Raw genomic sequence first — 18600 nt, forward strand, 5'->3', positions numbered from 1 at the left:
ATCGAATGCGCGGACGGCGCGGGAGGTGCGGATGAACAGCGGCGAAGCGGCGTTCGCCGGACGGCTCTTCGCCGCCGGCATCGCCGCCGCCGAGCTGCTGACCATCGGCCTCGGCCTGCGGCTGGGGCTCTACGCGCACCTGTGCGGGCGGCCGCTGACCGCCGGAGAGCTGGCCGGGCGGGCCGGCATCGGGCCCCGGTACGCGCGGGAGTGGCTCGAACAGCAGGCCGCGGCCGGGATCGTGACGGTCTCCGGCGAGCCGCCGGAGCATCGGTTCCTGCTTCCGGACGCCCACCGGGCCGCACTGACCGGAGACCCGCCGCCCGCGCTGGCGTCGGTGCTTCCGGCGGCCGGGATCGCGCCGGTGCTGCCGCGCATCGCCGAGGCCTACCGCCGGGACGGCGGGCTCGGCTACCACGAGTACGGCGAGGACTTCCGCGGTGCGCAGACCGAGCTGAACCGGGCGGTGTTCGAGGGCGAACTGGCCGGCTGGATCCGTTCCGCGCTGCCGGAGGTGCACCGCAGGCTCGTGCGCGGAGCGCGGATCGCCGACGTGGGCTGCGGGAGCGGATGGTCGTCGATCGCGCTGGCCAGGGCCTATCCGCGAGCCGCGGTGACCGGGTTCGACTCCGACGAGGCCGCGGTGGGCGAAGCGAAGGCCAACGCGGCCGCCGCCGGTGCGCCGGACACGCTGGCCTTCGCGCGGGCAGCCGCGGACGGGCCCGCCGAAGCGCCCGGCGGCGGATACGCGCTGGTGTGCGTCCTGGACGCGTTGCACGACATGGCGCGGCCGGTGGAGGTCCTGCGCTGGTGCCGCCGGGCGGCGCACGCGAGCGGCGGGGTGCTGCTGATGGAGCCGAAAGCGGCCGAGGAGTTCGCCGCGCCCGCCGGAGAGGTCGAGCGGTTTCTCTACGCGGTGAGCGTGCTGCACTGCTTGCCGGTCGGGTTGTCCGAGCGGCCGTCGGCCGGAACGGGCACGGTCATCCGGCCTTCTGTCGTACGCGGTTATGCGCACGCCGCAGGGTTTCAGTCTGTCGCGGTCCTTTCTGTGGAACACCCATTGCACCGGCTTTACTGGTTGCGATAAGCGCGCGGGCCGGATATTTCCGATGGCGCCCACGGTGACTTGACGCCTCCGTACCGCCAATCACCTGATTGTCCGATTGCTCGTATTTTCTCCTTGTGGTTGCGGAAAACGTGGCATCGAGTGCCGTCGGCAGGTGTTTGCGCGGTGGCGGACGCTTTGGGATAGTTGGCCCGGGGGAGGCAGATATGCGGAATCCGCACCGCCTCGTAAGACGCAGTTTCACGGCGAGTTCATTCCTGGGGGAATAGCCCATGCACGACTCGAACGAACGATTGTGGCCTTCCCGCTGCGCAGCGGACAACGGGTGCCCCGGCAACGAAGTGGAACCGTTCGCCGCGGTCCTCGGCCAGTGCGAGAAGCGGATGGTCGAGATCAGCTCGCTGCTGCCCGCGGACAGCCCGCGCCTCGGCGGCGAGAACCTCGAGCACGCCCGGACTCTCGTGGAGAGCGGGGCGGACCTCCCGCCGATTCTGGTCAACCGGTCGGACATGCGGGTGATCGACGGCATGCACCGGGTCCGCGCGGCCGCGCTGCGCGGGGCCGACCGGATCGAGGCGTACTTGTTCAGCGGCAGCGCCGAGGCCGCGTTCATCCTTTCCGTGCAGGCCAACATCAAGCACGGGCTGCCGCTGACCCTGCGGGAACGCGAGGTCGCCGCGCAGCGCATCGTGAAACTGCGCCCGGACTGGTCCGACCGCGCGGTCGCCGAAGCCTCCGGCATCTCCGCGAAAACCGTGGGGGCGCTGCGGAAACGGGTCGGTTGCGACCTGCCGCAGATGCACGCCCGGGTCGGCCGGGACGGCCGGGTGCGGCCGTTGAACCACGCCGAGGGACGGCACCGGGCCAGCGAGATGATCCGGCAGAACCCGGACGCCTCGCTGCGGGAAATCGCGCAGAGCGTCGGTATTTCCACCGGCACCGCACGGGACGTCCGGGAGCGGATCCGCCGTGGCGAGGATCCGTTGCCTCCCCGCCAGCGAATGGGCGAGGACGGCGTCGCGCCGCACCGTTTGCCGGCGCAGCGCACCGTCCGCGGCGCGACGCGGCGGGCCGTGCACGACAGCGTGCGCATGTTGCAGAATCTGAAAAAGGATCCGTCGCTCAGGTTCACCGACGCCGGCCGCTCGTTGCTGCGCTGGCTCGACGTGCACGCGCTCACCAGTGACGAATGCACCAGTCTCGCCGCTTCGGTGCCCTCGCATTGCACGAATGTGGTCGCCGAGGTGGCCCGCGGTTACGCGGAGACCTGGAAGCAGTTCGCGGAGGAACTGGACGATCGCGGCGAAGCAACTGCTTGAGCGTTCAGCTTTTAGTCGAATTGGTGACGGCATTTTTTCCGTCCCGCGAATCCCGGGAGCGTGATGGACGGCCTCAGCGACGCGGCGGAGCCCGCGGCGGCGGAGCTCACCGAAGAGAACATCCGCGCGGACGTCGCCGCGATGCTGCCGGACGCGGACCGGCTCGCCGCGACCGGCGGCGACCTGATCGCGTGCGGGCTGGATTCCCTTTCGGTGATGCGGCTCGCCGCGCGCTGGCGGGCGCGGGGAAAGCAGGTCCGGTTCGCCGAGCTGATGGAACGGCCGACCCTGCGGGAATGGTGCGATCTGCTGGCGGCCGGCGAGAAGGCGGGCGATCCGGCCGGGGAACCGCAGCCGGAGATCGACGAGAGCGAGCCGTTCGAACTCGCTCCGATGCAGTACGCGTACTGGGTCGGCCGGGACGAGACCTTCGCGCTCGCCGGGGTGACCACGCATTTCTACGCGGAGTTCGACGGCAGCGGGGTGGAACCGGCCCGGCTGGAGCACGCGGTGCGGGCGCTCGCCCGGCGGCACGGGATGCTCCGGATGCGCGTGCGCGGCGACGGCACGCAGCAAATCCTTCCCGAACCGGCGTGGCGCGGGCTCGCCGTGCACGACTTGCGCGAGCTGCCCGAGGACGAGGTCCGGCATCGGCTGGGGGAAATCCGGGAACGGCTTTCGCACCGGACGTTCGCCATCTCCGAGGGCGAGGTGTTCGACCTCGCCCTCTCGCTGCTGCCCGGCGGGCGCACGCGCATGCACCTCGACCTCGACATGATCGCCGCCGACGCGCTGAGCTTCCGGATCATGCTGCGCGACCTCGCCGCCTGCTATGCGGGCGAGGCCGAGCTGCCGCCGCTGGAGTTCAGTTTCCCGCGCTACCTGGCGCGGCGCCGCGAAGAACGCGAACGGGCCCGCGAGCGCGACCGGGAGTACTGGCAGGAGCGGCTGCCGCGGCTGCCTGGCGCGCCCGCGCTGCCGCTCGCGGTCGCACCGGAACGGCTCGACCGGCACCGGGTGGCCCGGCGCTTCGCCACGCTGAGCGCCCAGCAGCGCGAGGTGCTGGCCGGGCACGCGGCCGAGCACGGGGTGACCCTGCCGATGGTGTTCGCGGCGGCGTTCTGTCACGTGCTGGCCGCGTGGAGCGAGGAACCGGATTTCCTGCTGAACGTCCCGCTGTTCGACCGCGAGCCGGTGCACCCGGACGTCGACGGGCTCGTCGGCGACTTCACCAACCTGCTGCTGGTCGGCGTGCACGCGGGCAGCGCGCGCACGGTGGCAGGGCTGGCGCGGCAGCTGGGGGACCGGATCCGGGAGGACGCGGCGCACTCCGGGTTCACCGGGCTGGACGTGCTGCGCGAGCTGACCCGGGCCAGGGGGCTGGCGCGCCAGGCGGTCGCGCCGGTCGTCTTCACCAGCGCGATCGGGCTCGGCGAGCTGTTCGGCGACCGGATCCGCGAGTGTTTCGGGGAGGCGGGCTGGAACATTTCCCAGGCCCCGCAGGTGTGGCTCGACTTCCAGGTCACCGAGCAGGCCGGCGGTCTGCTGCTGAACTGGGACGCGGTGGAGGGCTTGTTCGCCGACGGCGTGCTGGACGCGATGTTCGACGGCTATGCCGGCTTGCTCGACGAACTGCTCGCGAGCCGGCGGTGGACCGAGCCGGTGGACTCGCTGCTGCCCGCGGGCCAGCTGGCCCGGCGGGCGGAACTCGGCGACACCGCGGGCGCGGAGCGCGAAACCGTGCTCGGTGCGGGGTTTTTCCGTGCGGCAGAAGAGAATCCGGCCGCGCCGGCGTTGTGCTGGGGCGAGCGGGAGGGCTGGGACCGCGGCGAACTGGCGGCCCGGGCCCGCACGGTGTCCGGATTGCTGGCGGAACACGGCGTGCGCCGGGGCGACGTCGTCGCGATCACCCTGCCGAAGGGGCCTCAGCAGATCGCCGCGGTGCTCGGAGCGGTGCACGCGGGCGCGGTGTTCGTTCCGGTCGGCGCGGACCTCCCGCGGCCGCGGCGGCACGAGCTGTATCTCGACTCGGGTGCGGCGGTCGTGCTCGGCGAAGCGGCCGAACCGGACTCGCCGGTGCCGGTGCTCGCGGTGACCGCCGCGGCGGCCGAACGCGCGGACCGGGTTCCGGCCGACCCGGAGTCCTGCGCATACCTGATCTACACCTCCGGTTCGACCGGGCGGCCCAAAGGCGTGCGCATGTCGCACCGGGCGGCCCGCAACACCGTCGAGGACATCGGCGACCGGGCCGGGATCGGCCCGGACGACCGCGGGTTCGCGGTCTCGGCGCTCGACCACGACTGGGCGGTGTACGACATCTTCGCCTTCCTCGACGCCGGAGCGAGCCTGGTGGTGCTCGACGACGGCATCCGCCGGGACGCGCACGCCTGGCTCGACCTCGTCGGCAGGCACCGCGTCACGGTGTGGACCTCGGTGCCCGCGCTGCTGGACATGCTGCTGGTCGTCGCGGAGGCGGCGGGAGAGCCGCTGCCGCTGCGGATCGCGCTGGCCGGCGGCGACTGGGTCGGCCCGGACCTGTGGGAGCGGCTGCGCGCGCTGGCCCCCGGCGCGCGGCTCGTCGCGCTCGGCGGCGCGACCGAGGTCGGCATCCACTCCACCTGGCACGAGGCGGGGCCGCCGCTGCCGGGCTGGCCGTCGGTGCCTTACGGCGGGCCGCTGCGCAATCAGGCGATCCGCGTGGTGGACCGGCTGGGCCGGGACTGCCCGGACTGGGTGCCCGGCGAGCTGTGGCTCGGCGGCACCGGGGTCGGGCTGGGTTACCACGGCGATCCCGAGCTGACCGCGCAGCGGTTCGTTTCGCACGCCGGGCGGCGCTGGTACCGCACCGGCGACCTGGTGCGCCTGCGGCCAAGCGGCGAGCTGGAGTTCCTGGGCCGCACCGATTTCCAGGTCAAGATCCTCGGCCACCGGATCGAGCTCGGCGAGATCGAGCACGCGCTGGCGGCGCTTCCCGAGGTCGCCAGGGCGGTCGCGGTGGTGGACGACCGCGGCGACCGGCCGGTGCTGGGCGCGGCGGTGGTGCCGGCCGCCGGAGCCGAGGCGAAGACGGACGAGCTGGCCGGAGCCTTGGCCCGGGTGCTGCCGGAGTACCTGGTGCCGCGGCGGATCGTCGGCGTGCCGGCGCTGCCGCTGAACGCGAACGGCAAGATCGACCGGCGCGCGGTGCGGGAACTGCTCGGCGAGGAGGCGCCGCGGGACCGGGGCGGGCCGCCGTCGGGCGCGACCGAGCTGGCCGTCGCCGGGATCTGGACGCGGCTGCTGAACGCCGGGCGGATCGAACGCGACGACGATTTCTTCGAGCTCGGCGGCAACAGCCTGCTGGCCACCCGGCTGCTGGTCGCGTTGCGCGAGGCGGAGCTGGGCGGCGCCGGGCTGGCGGACCTGTTCGCCGCGCCGACGCTGCGGGAGTTCGCGCAGCGGCTGTCGCCGGAGGAAGCGCCCGCGGCGGCGGTGCTGGCCGCGGACCCGGAGCACCGGTACGACCCGTTCCCGGCCACTGGCGTGCAGTGGGCCTACTGGGTGGGCCGGCGCGCCGAATTCGCGCTGGGCAGCGTCGGTTCGCTGTGGTACTGGGAATTCGACGGCACCGGGATCGACGCGGCCGCGCTGGAACGCGCGTGGAACGCGGTGGTGCGGCGGCACGACATGCTGCGCGCGGTGTTCGACGACAACGGGGACCAGCGCGTGCTGCCCGAGGTCCCGGACACCCGGATCCCGGTCTCGCACGGCGAATCCGAGCTCGCCGCGATGCGGGAACGGTTGAGCCGGCGGGTGTTCGACCCGGCGGTGTGGCCGATGTTCGACCTCGCCGTGGTCGAGTACGGCGACGGGCGCGCCCGGCTCGGGGTGGGCCTGGACTTCCTGGTGCTCGACGCGCTCAGCATCATGACCGTGTTCGCGGAGCTCGCGCAGCTCTACGCCGACCCGGCCGCGCAGCTGCCGCCGATCGGAGTGTCCTTCCGCGACTGCGTGCTCGGCGGGGCCCCGGACCCGCGCAAGCGCGAGCAGGACCGGGCCTGGTGGCTCCAGCGGCTGGAGACGCTCCCGGCCGCGCCGCGGCTGCCCGCGGTCGCCTCGGCGGCTCCGGCCGGGCCGGAAGCCTTCACCCGCCGTGAGTTCCGGTTGTCCGCGCAGCAGTGGCAGCGGATGTCGCGCGGGGCCGCCCGGCACGGCGTGACGCCGTCCGCCGCGGTCCTCGCCGCGTTCGCGACGGTGCTGCGGCACTGGAGCGAGGAGCGGTCGGCCACGCTGAACCTGACCCTGTTCGACCGGCCCCCGCTGCACCCGGACATCTCCCGGGTGGTCGGCGACTTCACCTCGCTGCTGCTGGTCGCCGACGAACCGGAGGCGGGGGAGAGTTTCCGCGACGCGGCGCGGCGGCTGCAGGAACGGGTGTGGACCGACATGCAGCACACCGCGTTCTCCGGCATCGACGTGCTGCGCGAGCTGGCGCGGCGCTCCGGCGGCCCGTCGGCGGCGATGCCGGTGGTGTTCACCAGCACGATGGGCATGGGGCAGCTCTCGGCCAGCCCGTTCGACCTGCGGATGCCCTTCGGCGAGTACTGCTGGGGCCAGTCGCAGACCCCGCAGGTCTGGCTCGACCACCAGGTCAGCGAGTACCGGGGCGGGCTGCTGCTCACCTGGGACGTGCTGGAGACCGCGTTCCCGCCCGGGCTGGTCGACGCGATGTTCGCGGCGTACCGGGAGCTGCTGGACCGGCTCGCGGACGACGGCGCGGACTGGACGGTCCCGGTGCGTCCGGAGCTGCCCGAGGCGCAGCGCCGGTGCCGGGCGGAGGTCAACGACACCCGGGGCCCGCTGCCGGAAGGCTTGTTGCACCACGGCTTTCTCGCGCAGGCGGAGGCCCGGCCGGAGCGGACGGCGGCATGCTGGGGCGTCGACCGGAGCCTGAGCTACGGCGCGCTGCACGACCGCGCGCTGCGGGTCGCCGGTGCGCTGGCCGCGCGCGGCGTCCGGGCCGGAGACGCGGTCGCGGTGACCCTCCCGAAGGGGCCGGCCCAGATCGCCGCGGTGCTCGGCGTGCTCTGCGCGGGCGGGGTGTACGTGCCGGTAGGCGTCTCGCAGCCGGAGATCCGCCGGGACCGCATCTACCGCACCGCCGAGGTGAAAGCGGTGCTGGCCGAAGCCGGCGCCGAGGCGCCGCCGGGCTGCCCGGTCGTGCTCCCTGCCGAGATCGACGCCGCGCCGCCGCTGCCCGGACCGGTCGGGCGGCGGCCGGAAGACCCGGCGTATGTCGTCTTCACCTCCGGTTCCACCGGCGTGCCGAAGGGCGTCGTCGTGGCGCACCGGGCCGCGCTGAACACCATCGCGGACATCAACGACCGGTTCGCGGTCGGCCCCGAGGACCGGGTGCTCGCCGTTTCGGCGCTGGACTTCGACCTTTCCGTCTACGACATCTTCGGCCTCCTCGCCGTGGGCGGAGCCCTTGTGCTCCCGGCCGAGGACGAGCGGCGCGATCCCGGCTCCTGGCTCGACCTGGCCCGGCGGCGCCGCGTCACGCTGTGGAACTCGGTGCCCGCCCTGCTGGACATGCTCGTCGCCGAAGCCGGCGGCAGCCCGTTGCCGCGATCGCTGCGGATCGCGCTGGTCTCCGGCGACTGGGTGGGCCTCGACCTGCCCGGCCGCCTCGCCGCGAGCACCGGCGGCCGCTGCCGCCTGGTCGCGCTGGGCGGCGCCACCGAAGCGGCCATCTGGTCCAACGCCTTCGAGGTGTCCGCGCCCGATCCGGACTGGGTGTCGGTGCCCTACGGATTCCCGTTGCGCAATCAGCGGTTCCGCGTTGTCGGGCCGGACGGCGAGGACCGGCCGGACTGGGTGCCCGGCGAGCTGTGGATCGGCGGGGCCGGGGTCGCCGAGGGCTACCGCGGCGACCCGGCGCTGACCGCCGAGCGGTTCGTGCGCGGCGAGGGCGAGCGCTGGTACCGGACCGGCGACCGCGGCCGGTACTGGCCCGGCGGCACGCTCGAATTCCTCGGCCGCACCGACCACCAGGTCAAGGTGCGCGGGCACCGGATCGAACTCGGCGAGATCGAGGCCGTGCTGGGCACGCACCCGGCGGTGCGGGCCGCGGTGGCGGTGGACGTGCGCGCGGCGGGCGTCCGGCTCGCCGCGGCGGTCTCGCTCCGGGCCGGCGAGACCCCGCCGGACTCCGGAGAACTGACGGAGTTCCTGGCCCGGCGGCTGCCGGACTACATGGTCCCGCAGTGGTTCTCGGTGCTGGAGCGGCTGCCGCTGACCGCGAACGGGAAGGTCGACCGCGCCGCGGTCCGCGCCGGGCTGACCGACGCGGAGCCCGCGCCCGCCGAGCCGCCGTCCGGTCCGGTGGAAACCAGCGTCGCCCGGCTGTGGTCGAGCCTGCTCGGCGTCGAGTCGGTCGGCAGGCACGCGAGTTTCTTCGCCCTCGGCGGGGACAGCCTGCTCGCCACCCGGCTGCTCGAACTGACCCGGACCCGATTCTCCGTCGAGATCACCCTGCGCCAGCTGCTCGGCTCGCCGAGCGTCGCCGAGCAGGCCCGGATCATCGGCGAACTGACCGAACGCCCGGTCGCCACCGTGGAAGAGGGAGTGCTGTGACGGACGCGCTGGACACCGCAACCGCCCCGGTCGACGTGCCGCGGCTGGTGGCGGAGCTGGAAGGGCTCGGCGTCGAGCTGTGGCAGGACGAGAGCGGCGGGCTGCGGTTCCGCGCGCCGCGCGGAGTGCTGACCGAAGACCGCAAAGCGGCGCTGCGCGCGGCTAAACCGCAATTGCTGCACTACCTGCGGGAGGCGGCCCACGAGCGCGCGGAACCGGATCCGGCGGCGGCCGGGAAGCCGTTCCCGCTCACCGGCATCCAGGCCGCCTATCTGCTCGGCCGCCGGGACGTGATCGCCTACGGCCGGGTGGGCTGTCACGCCTACGGCGAACTGGACTTCCCCGATCTGGACGGCGAGCGCGCCGGCGAGATCTGGCGGGCGCTGGTGGCCCGGCACGGGATGCTGCGCGCGGTGGTCGACGCGGACGGGTCCCAGCGGGTGCTCGCCGAGGTGCCGCCGCTGGCGGTGCCGGTCGCGCGGGCGCGCGACGAGGCGGAGTTCGACCGGGCCCGGGAGCGGACCCGCGAGGAACTGGACCACCGGGTGTACCCGCCGGGCGAATGGCCGCTGTTCGACGTGCGGGTCACCCTCGGCGCGGGCCGGGCGACGCTGCACCTGTCGATCGACTTCCTGATCGCCGATTTCGTCAGCATCCAGGTGCTGCTGGACGAGTTTTCGCGCTGCCTCGCCGATCCGGACCTGGTGCTGCCGGAGCTGGAGATCGGCTTCCGCGACTACCTGCTCGCGGAGCGGCGGCTGCGCGGCACCCGCCGCTACCGCGCCGACCGCGAGTACTGGCTGTCCCGGGTGGACAGCCTGCCGCCCGCGCCGGAACTCCCGGTCCGCCCGGAGGTCCGCGACGGCGCTCCGGTGCGGTTCGCCCGGCACACGGCGACGCTGGACGCCGAGCGGTTCGCGGAGCTGTCGCGGATCGCGGGGACGCACGGGGTCACCGCGTCCACCGCGGTGCTGGCCGCGTACACCGAGGTCATCGGCCGGTGGAGCAGGCGCCGCCGGTTCACCCTCGACCTGACCGTGCTGAGCAGGCTTCCGCTGCACGAGCAGGTGGACCGGCTGGTCGGCGATTTCACCGGCGTCCTGCCGCTGGAGGTGGACGCGGGCGCGAGACCGCGGTTCGCCGAACGGGCCGCGGCGCTGCAGGACCAGCTGTGGGCCGACCTCGACCACCGGCTGTTCAGCGGCGTCGAGGTGCTGCGCGAGATGGCGCGCCGCCGGGGCCAGGACGCGGCGCTGATGCCGGTGGTGTTCACCAGCGCGCTCGGCCTCGGCTCGGCTTCGAGCGGGCCCTCCGCCCCCGGCTACGGCATCAGCCAGACCCCGCAGGTCTGGATCGACTGCCAGGTGCTCGAACACTCGGGCGCGCTGACGGTCAACTGGGACGTGCGCGAAGGCGTGTTCCCGGACGGACTCGCCGCGGACATGTTCGGGGCCTTCGCCGATCTGCTGCGCGGGCTGGCGGACGGCGAACGGTGCTGGACGGCGGAGTCGCCGGTCGCGCTGCCCCCGGCGCAGGCCCGGCGAAGGGCCGAGGCCAACGCCACCGCCGGGCCGCTGCCGAGCGGACTGCTGCACGGCGGGATCGTCGAGCAGGCGCGGCGCACCCCGGACCGGCCCGCGATCATCACCCCGGCGGAGACGCTGACGTATCGCGAACTGGTCGGCCGGGCGGCGGGCGTCGCACGGAGACTGTCCGAAAAGGGTTGCGGCGCCGGGGATCTGGTCGCGGTGGCGGCGGAGACCGGAGCCGGGCAGATCGTCGCGGTGCTCGGCGCGTTGCTGGCCGGGGCCGCCTACCTGCCCATCGACGTCCGGCAGCCGCCCGCTCGCCAGCAGCAGCTGGTCGAACGGTCGGGAGCGCGCTTCGCGTTCGTCGGGCCGGGCGCGGCGGCGCTGGCCGGACCGGTGGTGCTCGAAGCGGACGGTTCCACCGCGGAACCGCCGCCGGTGACCGGCGACCCGGACGAACGCGCGTACGTCATCTACACCTCCGGTTCGACCGGCTACCCGAAGGGCGTGGTGGTGACCCACCGTGCTGCGGGCAACACCGTGGCCGACATCAACCGCCGGTTCACCGTCACCGGCGACGACCGCGTGCTCGGGGTGGCGAGCCTCGCGTTCGACCTGTCGGTGTACGACGTGTTCGGCCCGCTTTCGGCCGGCGGGGCGCTGGTGCTGCCCGAACACGGCCGCCGGGGCGATCCGTCGCACTGGGCCGAGCTGATGCGCGCGCACCGGGTGACCCTGTGGAATTCGGTGCCCGCGCAGATGCAGATGCTCGCGGAGTACCTGCGGGTGGACACCGCCGCCGCCCCGCCGCTGCGGCTGGCGCTGCTGTCCGGCGACTGGATCCCGGTGCGGCTTCCCGACCGGATCCGCGCACTGCTGCCCGGCGTCGAGGTGATCAGCCTCGGCGGGGCGACCGAAGCGGCGATCTGGTCGATCTGGCACCCGGTCGGCGAGGTGGCCGAGGACGCGGCGTCCGTCCCGTACGGGCGGCCGCTGACCAACCAGACCTTCCACGTGCTCGACGAACTCGGCCGTCCGTGTCCGGAGTGGACGGTCGGGGAGCTCTTCATCGGCGGGGCCGGCGTGGCCACCGGCTACCTCGGCGACGAGGAGCAGACCCGGCAGCGGTTCGGCGCCGATCCGGCCGGCGGGCGGCGCTACCGCACCGGCGACCTCGGCCGCTGGCTGCCGAGCGGGGACATCGAGTTCCTCGGCCGCGAGGACCAGCAGGTGAAGATCCGCGGGCACCGCATCGAACTGGCCGAGATCGAAAGCGCGCTGGCCGAGCACCCCTCGGTGGGCGCGGCGGCGGTGCTGGTCGAAGGCGAGGGCGCGCTCGATCGCGGACTGGCCGCGTTCGTGGAGCCCGCGCCGCGCGAAGAGCCCGCGCCGGACCGGCTCCCGGCCGTGCTCGCCTCGGCCGCCGCGGCGGAACTGGCCGCCGTCCGGTCCGAAATGGACGCTTCGCGGGCGGTGTCGTTCGCCCGGCAGCTGGACCGCACCGCGTTGCTGGCCATGGTGCGCGCCCTGCGGGAGCAGGGATTGTTCGCCACAGTGGAGTCCCGGCACACCGTCGAGGAGGTGTTCCGGACGGCGGGCGTCACCGCCAAGCACGAGCGGCTCGTCCGGCGGTGGATCAACGCGCTGGAGCAGAACGGAATGCTGGTCCGGGACGACGGCGCGCTCACCGGGGTGCCGCCGGTGAGCGCGGCGGACCTCGAACAGGCCTGGCGCGAGGTGGACGAGCTTCAGCCCGGCGGCGGGCAGCGGGCGGAGCTGGTCGAGTACTTCCACACCGCCTGCGGCCATCTGCCGGAGCTGCTGCGCGAGGACGCCGATCCGGTGCAGCTGCTGTTCCCCGAAGGCCGGGTGGACATCCAGGAATCGGCCTACCAGGGCAACTTCCTGAGCAACTCGCTCAACCGGCTGGTCGAAGCCGCGGTCACCGGGCTGGCCGCGGACCACGACGGCCCGCTGAGCCTGCTGGAGGTCGGCGCGGGCGTGGGCGGGGCGAGCATCGACCTGATCCCCGCGCTGGCCCGGTACGACGTGGACTACCTGTTCACCGACGTTTCGCGGTTCTTCCTCAACCAGGCGCGCGAACGGTTCGGCGAGCAGTACCCGTGGGTCGGCTACGGCCTGTTCGACCTGAACGAGGACTACCGGGCGCAAGGACTGCGGGCCAACAGCACCGACGTGATCCTGTGCGCGAACGTGCTGCACTACGCGCGCGACGCGGCGCAGGCGCTCGGCCGTCTCCGCGAGCTGTTGCGGCCCGGCGGCTGGCTGGTGTTCATCGAGACCACCCGCGACAACTACCAGATCCTCACCTCGATGGAATTCCTCTTCGACGCCAAGTCCGGCGATTTCGCCGACGTGCGGGCGGGCCGCGACCAGACGTTCATTTCCCTGCCGCAATGGCGGGAACTGCTCGCCGGGGCCGGGGCCGACGCGGTCGTGCAGCTGTCCGCGGGCGACGAGGCGCTCGACCGGATCGGCATGCACGCGTTCGCCGCGCGGTTCAAATCCGGCCGCGCGCCCGCGCACGATCTCGACCTGCTCGACGATCTCGCCGGACGGCTGCCGGACTACATGGTCCCGTCCCGGCTGGAGGTGCTGGACGCACTGCCGCTGACCGGCAACGGCAAGGTGGACCGCGCCGCGCTGGCGAAGCTGCTGCCGGACCGGGCGGCCCCGGCGGGCCCGGTCGCGCAGTCCCGTCCGGAGGGCGAACTGGAGGCCGCGGTGGCGCGGGTGTGGTGCCGCGTGCTCGGCCGGTCCGAGGTGGGCCGCGACCAGGACATCTTCGAACTCGGCGGGGACTCGCTGGTCGCCGCGCAGATCGTCGGCGAGGTCAAGGAGCAGCTGCCGCAGGCGGCCGGGCTGTTCTTCGACGAGATGCTGCGCGACGTGCTGGAGGGCGCCACCGTCGCGGAACTGGCCGGGCGGCTCTCCGCCGGGAGCGACGCCGCGGCCCCCGCCGCGCACAGCGGTCCCGAACTGGTCGAGCTGGCAACGGGATCCGGAGCCCGCACCTGGGTGGTCGTGGCCGACGGCACCGGGGAACCGCGCTGGGACCCGGCGCTGGTGTCCGGGCCGGTTTCCGGGCTCCGGCCGGGCACCGGGCCGGTGCCCGCGCCGATGGCGCAGCGGCTCGCCGACGCGTACGCGCCGCTCCTGCCGGAGGCCGGGGAAATCGCCTTGTACGGCACCGATTCCGGCGGACTGGTGGCGCTCGAACTCGCCCGGCGGCTCGCCGAGGCCGGCTGTCCGCCGGCCGAGCTGACCGTGGTGGTGCGCTGCCCGATCGGCTACCGCGACGACGAACCGGCCGGCTACTTCTTCGCCCGCACGCTCGGCCTCGACCTGCCGGCGGCCGCGGACGACGCGGAGGTCGCGGCGGCGCTGGACACCGGCACTCCGGCCGGCGCGGCGTGGAACCCGTCCGGCTTCGGGCCGGAGCTGGCCGAACGGTTCGAGGCCTATCAACGCGCCGCGAGGGAACAGGCGAGCGCGGAACCGGAGCTGTACACCGGCGACGTGACGCTGGTGCTCGACTTCGACACCGACGCGTGGCCGGCGGCGGCGAAGCGGGTCAGGGACTACTGGCAGCGGGTCTGCCTCGGCGAACTGGCGGTCAAGGGATGACCCGGCGGATCGGTGTCCTCGGCGGATACGGCGCGGTCGGCAGCGCGGCGGTCCGGCTGCTCGCCGCGCGGTTCGACGGGATCGTGCGGGTCGGCGGACGGGACGGGAAGCGCGCCGAGGCGGCGGCGGACGCACTGGCGGCCGGCGAAGCGGCCGAGGTGGATCTGTGGGACGACGCGGCGCTCGCGGCGTTCTGCCGGGACTGCGCGGTCGTCGTCCACGCCGGCGGGCCGTCGTACCAGGTGGTCGACCGGGTGGCGCGCGCCGCGTTCGCCGCCGGTGCGGATTACGTCGACGCGGGCGGCGATCTGCCGCTCTACGAACGCCTCGCCGGAACGGAACGCCGCGCGGTGGTGACGGCGGGCATGATGCCGGGCCTGAGCGGCTTGCTGCCGCGGTGGCTCGCGGCGCGGACCGGCCCGGTCGGGCGGCTGGAGACCTACGCCGGCGTGCTGGACCGGCTCACCCCGGCCGGTGCGGTGGACTATCTGCTGAGCCTCGGCGGGCGCGACGCCGAATCGCAAGCGGTGTGGCAGGACGGGCGCCGGGTCACGCGGTCCGCGGCGCCGCAGGTGGACGTGCGGCTCCCGTTCTTCCCCGGCGTGGTCAGCGCGTTCCCGTACCTGGGCTACGAACCCGAGCGGCTGGCCCAGCAGCTCGCGATCCCGGACGTGCGCTGGTATTCGGTGTTCGACGGCGGAGCCGCGATGATGTCGACGCTGGCCCGGCTGCAGGGCGCGATGTCGGGCGAAGGCGACCTGGCCGCCGCCGCGGCCGAGCTCGCGGAAGCCGCGGAGCTGGACATGTTCGGCCGCGAGCCGTACCAGCGGATGGTGTTCACCGCGCATCCGGCCGACGGTTCGGCCCCGAGCACGCTGGTGGCGGGGTCGCGGGACACTTCCGTGCTCACCGGCACCGTGTGCGGGCTCGCCGCGCTGCAAGTCCTGTCCGGCGCGGTCGTGCCCGGCCGGGCGTTCGCGGCGGAAGCGCTGGACGCGGAAACCCTGGTGGCCGACCTGCGCGAGACGGACGCGCTGAGCGTGTTCGAGCTGCTGACCGAAGCCGCCGAGCTGCGGGAAGCGTCCGAGGAGGGCGTGTTGTGAGCGTCCGGCCGAAGGCGGTGGTGTGCGGGACCGGATTCGGCCGCGTGTACCTCGCCGGGCTCGCCGCGCCGGACTCCCCGGTCGAGCTGGCCGGGGTGCTGGCGCGCGGGAGCGAGCGGTCGCGGGCGTGCGCGAAGCGGTACGGAGTGCCGTTGTGGCAGCGGGTCCCGGAGGTGCCGGACGACGTCCGGCAGGCGTGCGTGGTGGTGGGTTCGGCGGTCACCGGCGGTCCCGGCGCGCGGCTCGCGGACGAGCTGATGGAGCGCGGCCTCGACGTGCTGCAGGAACATCCGGTGCACGGCGGCGAACTGGCCGGGCACCTGCGGACCGCGCGCCGGTGCGGAGTCCGGTACCAGGTCAACAGCCATCACGTGGAGGTGGCGCCGATCCGCCGGTTCATCGCCGCCGCACAGGCGTTGCGGCGCGCCCAGCGACCGCTCTTCGTCACCGTGACCACCAGTGTCCAAGTCCTGTACACGGTTTTCGACATCCTGGGCCGGGCGCTGGGCGGGATCCGGCCGTGGGGGTTCGACGAACCCGTGCGGGCTTCGGCCGCCTTGCGCGCACTGACCGCCGCGGACCATCCGTTCACGACCGTCGAGGGCGCTTTCGCCGGAGTTCCGCTGACCTTGCGGGTGCAGCATCAGCTCGACCCGCGCGAGCCGGACAACCACGCGCACCTGTGGCACCGCGTCACCGTGGGCGCCGAAGGCGGAACGCTCACGCTCGTGGGCAGTGCCGGTCCGGTCCTGTGGTGCCCCCGGCCGCATTTGCCGGCGTCCGCGGGCGAGGCGACCGGATTCGACGAACTGGCCGCACCGCATCTCGGCTTCCCGGCCGCGTGCGCGCTCGGACCGGCGGAGGCCCCGGACTGGGGCACGGTGCTGCGCGAATTGTGGCCCGCCGCGGTGGTCCGCGCGCTGGCCGGGTTCCGCTCCGGCGACTGGGTCGCGGCGGGGCAGTACCACCTGGCGCTCAGCGCGCTCGTGCAGCGGCTGACCGGTTCGCTGGGCCCGCCCGAGATGGTGCGCCGGGCGCCGCCGGCAGTGCTGTCGGCCAAGGACTTGGAGAACGCGGCGACCGGCGGGCAACGGGAAGAGGGGACCGGATGAGCGCGCAGCACTGGCTCCGGCGCTACGAGCGGGTCCGCGACCCGGTCGCGCGGGTGGTGTGTTTTCCGCATGCCGGCGGCGGGGCCCGGTTCTTCCGGTCCTGGTGCGCCGGCCTGCCGCCCGGCGTGGAGCTGTGCGCGGTGCAGTATCCCGGCCGGGAGGACCGGATCCGGGAGCCCTGCGCGACCGATCTGAGCCAGATCGCCGACGCGGTGGCGGCGGAACTGCTGGCCCGGCATCGGGTCCCGGCCGTCCTGTTCGGACACAGCCTCGGCGCGGCGGCGGCCTACGAGACGGCGCTGCGGCTGCGGCGGGCGGGGGAGACTCCGGCCGCGCTCGCGGTGTCCGGGCGGGCGGCCCCGCTCGATCCCGGCCGGATGCTGCACCGCACGAGCGACGACGAGCTGTGGGACGACGTCTGCCGCAGCGGCGGGACCAGCGAGGAAGTGCTGCGCAGCGCGGAAATGCGGGAGCTGATGCTGCCCGTGCTGCGGGCCGACTACCGGCTGAGCGAGCGTTATCTGCCCGGTGCCGCGCGGCCGCTGGACTGCCCGGTGCTGGCCTGCAACGGCGACCGGGACCCCGAGGTCGATCCGGATTCGCTGCCGGGCTGGCAGGCCGTCGCCGCGCGTCCGCTGCGGTACCGCACGTTCCCCGGCGGGCATTTCTATCTCGTGGACCAGCGGCCCGGCGTCGTCGCCGCGGTGCTGGACCTGGTGTCCGCCACGACCCCGGCCGCCGTGCGCTGGCCGAGCATGCCGTGACCGCCGCACCGCTGGAGGCGGGGCCCGCCGGGGCGTGGCAGGACGGATTCGCCGCGCTCACCGCCTCGGATCCGATGCTGGTGGAGCTCGCGCGGCGCCAGCACGCCACCCGCCGCACGCGGCTCAATCTGGTGGCCGCCGCGGGGCCGACCCGGTCGGAAGTGGTGACGGCACAAGCGCTGGGCTTCGGATCGGTGACCGCGGAAGGCTACCCCGGGCGGCGTTACCACCCGGGCGCCGAACAGGTTGACGAGGTGGAGCGGCTGGCCGTGCGCCGCGCGGAGGACTTGTTCGGCGCACAGGGCGCGAACGTGCAGCCGCTGTCCGGCTCGGCGGCGAACCTGGCGGCGCTCACCGGGCTGCTGCGGCCCGGTGAACCGGTGCTGTCGCTGGAGCTGTCGCACGGCGGCCACCTGTCGCACGTTTCCGGGCGGGCCAATCTTTCGCGGTGGGTCGAGTCCGCGCATTACCACCTGGACAGCGCCGGCGAACCGGACGAGGACGAGTTGTTCTCCCTGGTGCGCGAAGTCCGGCCGCGCCTGCTCATCTGCGGCGGCTCGGCCTGCCCGCGGAAGATCGACTTCGCGGTGTTCCGCCGGGCCGCTGACGAGGCCGGGGCGCTGCTGATGGCCGACATCAGCCACCTCAGCGGACTCGTGGCGGCCGGAGCGCACGCGTCGCCGATGCCGTACTGCGACGTGGTGTCGACCTCGACCTACAAACAGCTGTGCGGTCCGCGCGGCGGGCTGCTGCTGTGCAGCCGCCGGTCGCCGGTGACCCGCGCGATGCTCGACCGGGCGGTCTTCCCCGGCTTGCAGGGCACCCCGGACTTCGGGGCGATCGCGGCGAAAGCCGTCGCGCTGCGCTTCGCGGCGGGCCCGGTGTTCGCCGAGGGGATGCGCCGGGCGACGCGGTACGCCGGGGTGATCGCCGGCGCGCTGACGGCCAGCGGCGTCGCACTGGTCGGCGGCGGCACGGACACCCACCTGATCCTGGCCGACCTGCGCGGCGCCGCGGCGACCGGGGCACAGGTCGAGGACGCGCTGCGCGCGTGCGGGGTGCTGGTGAACAAGAACCTGGTCCCGGACGACCCCCGGCAGGCGGCCGAGACGAGCGGCATCCGGCTGGGAACGAACGAACTGGCCTTCCGCGCGGTGACCGACGACCAGGTGGCGGCCTTCGCGGCCGAACTGGCGGAGGTGGTGGCCCGTCTCCGCGACGGGGAATCGCCCCGCGAATGCCAGGCCGCGCGACGGCTGAGGGCGACGGCGGAAGGGCTGGCCGCGGAGGGGTTCGCGGCGGGTTTCAGCGGCTAGCCGGGGGAGTGGGCCGGTGTCCGAAATGGGCTTTCGGGGCGGGTGTCGCGGGGCGGCCCGGCTGGTTCGCTTGGCGGTGGGCGACGGCGGAGGGGTTGGCTGCGGCGGGTTTCGGCGGCTAGCCGGGG

General features: G+C 74.1%; 8 protein-coding genes. All 8 read left to right on the forward strand.

Annotated features, from left to right (window positions below):
- The first annotated feature begins 31 nt into the window (after window positions 1-31).
- The 8 genes from BM362_RS24270 (at window position 32) to BM362_RS24305 (ending at window position 18472) form a co-directional block, all read left to right on the forward strand.
- Window positions 32-1087, forward strand: a complete 1056-nt coding sequence (locus tag BM362_RS24270; protein ID WP_093574653.1) for a class I SAM-dependent methyltransferase — start codon at window positions 32-34, stop codon at window positions 1085-1087.
- Between the two features lie 251 nt (window positions 1088-1338).
- On the forward strand, window positions 1339-2385 hold the full coding sequence (locus tag BM362_RS24275; protein ID WP_232791849.1) for a ParB/RepB/Spo0J family partition protein: 1047 nt from the start codon (window positions 1339-1341) through the stop codon (window positions 2383-2385).
- Window positions 2386-2448: 63 nt separating this feature from the next.
- The gene (locus tag BM362_RS24280; RefSeq protein WP_093574654.1) at window positions 2449-9000 is read left to right on the forward strand and encodes a non-ribosomal peptide synthetase; all 6552 of its coding nucleotides are present in this window, start codon (window positions 2449-2451) and stop codon (window positions 8998-9000) included.
- Window positions 8997-14177 carry a non-ribosomal peptide synthetase gene (locus BM362_RS24285; RefSeq protein WP_167545413.1) on the forward strand — a complete coding sequence of 1727 codons (5181 nt, stop codon included), beginning with the start codon at window positions 8997-8999 and terminating at the stop codon, window positions 14175-14177. Before BM362_RS24280 ends, BM362_RS24285 begins: the two co-directional genes overlap by 4 nt.
- Entirely contained in the window at window positions 14174-15280 is a 1107-nt protein-coding gene (locus BM362_RS24290) for a saccharopine dehydrogenase NADP-binding domain-containing protein (protein WP_067588378.1), read from the forward strand. Before BM362_RS24285 ends, BM362_RS24290 begins: the two co-directional genes overlap by 4 nt.
- Window positions 15277-16392 carry a Gfo/Idh/MocA family oxidoreductase gene (locus tag BM362_RS24295; protein ID WP_067588373.1) on the forward strand — a complete coding sequence of 372 codons (1116 nt, stop codon included), beginning with the start codon at window positions 15277-15279 and terminating at the stop codon, window positions 16390-16392. The genes BM362_RS24290 and BM362_RS24295 overlap by 4 nt, the downstream gene beginning before the upstream one ends.
- On the forward strand, window positions 16389-17156 hold the full coding sequence (locus BM362_RS24300; protein ID WP_067588371.1) for a thioesterase II family protein: 768 nt from the start codon (window positions 16389-16391) through the stop codon (window positions 17154-17156). Before BM362_RS24295 ends, BM362_RS24300 begins: the two co-directional genes overlap by 4 nt.
- Window positions 17153-18472, forward strand: a complete 1320-nt coding sequence (locus BM362_RS24305) for a serine hydroxymethyltransferase (RefSeq protein ID WP_093574656.1) — start codon at window positions 17153-17155, stop codon at window positions 18470-18472. Before BM362_RS24300 ends, BM362_RS24305 begins: the two co-directional genes overlap by 4 nt.
- Window positions 18473-18600: the final 128 nt, after the last annotated feature.

This window comes from Amycolatopsis rubida, assembly GCF_900115345.1.
GTDB lineage: Bacteria > Actinomycetota > Actinomycetes > Mycobacteriales > Pseudonocardiaceae > Amycolatopsis > Amycolatopsis rubida.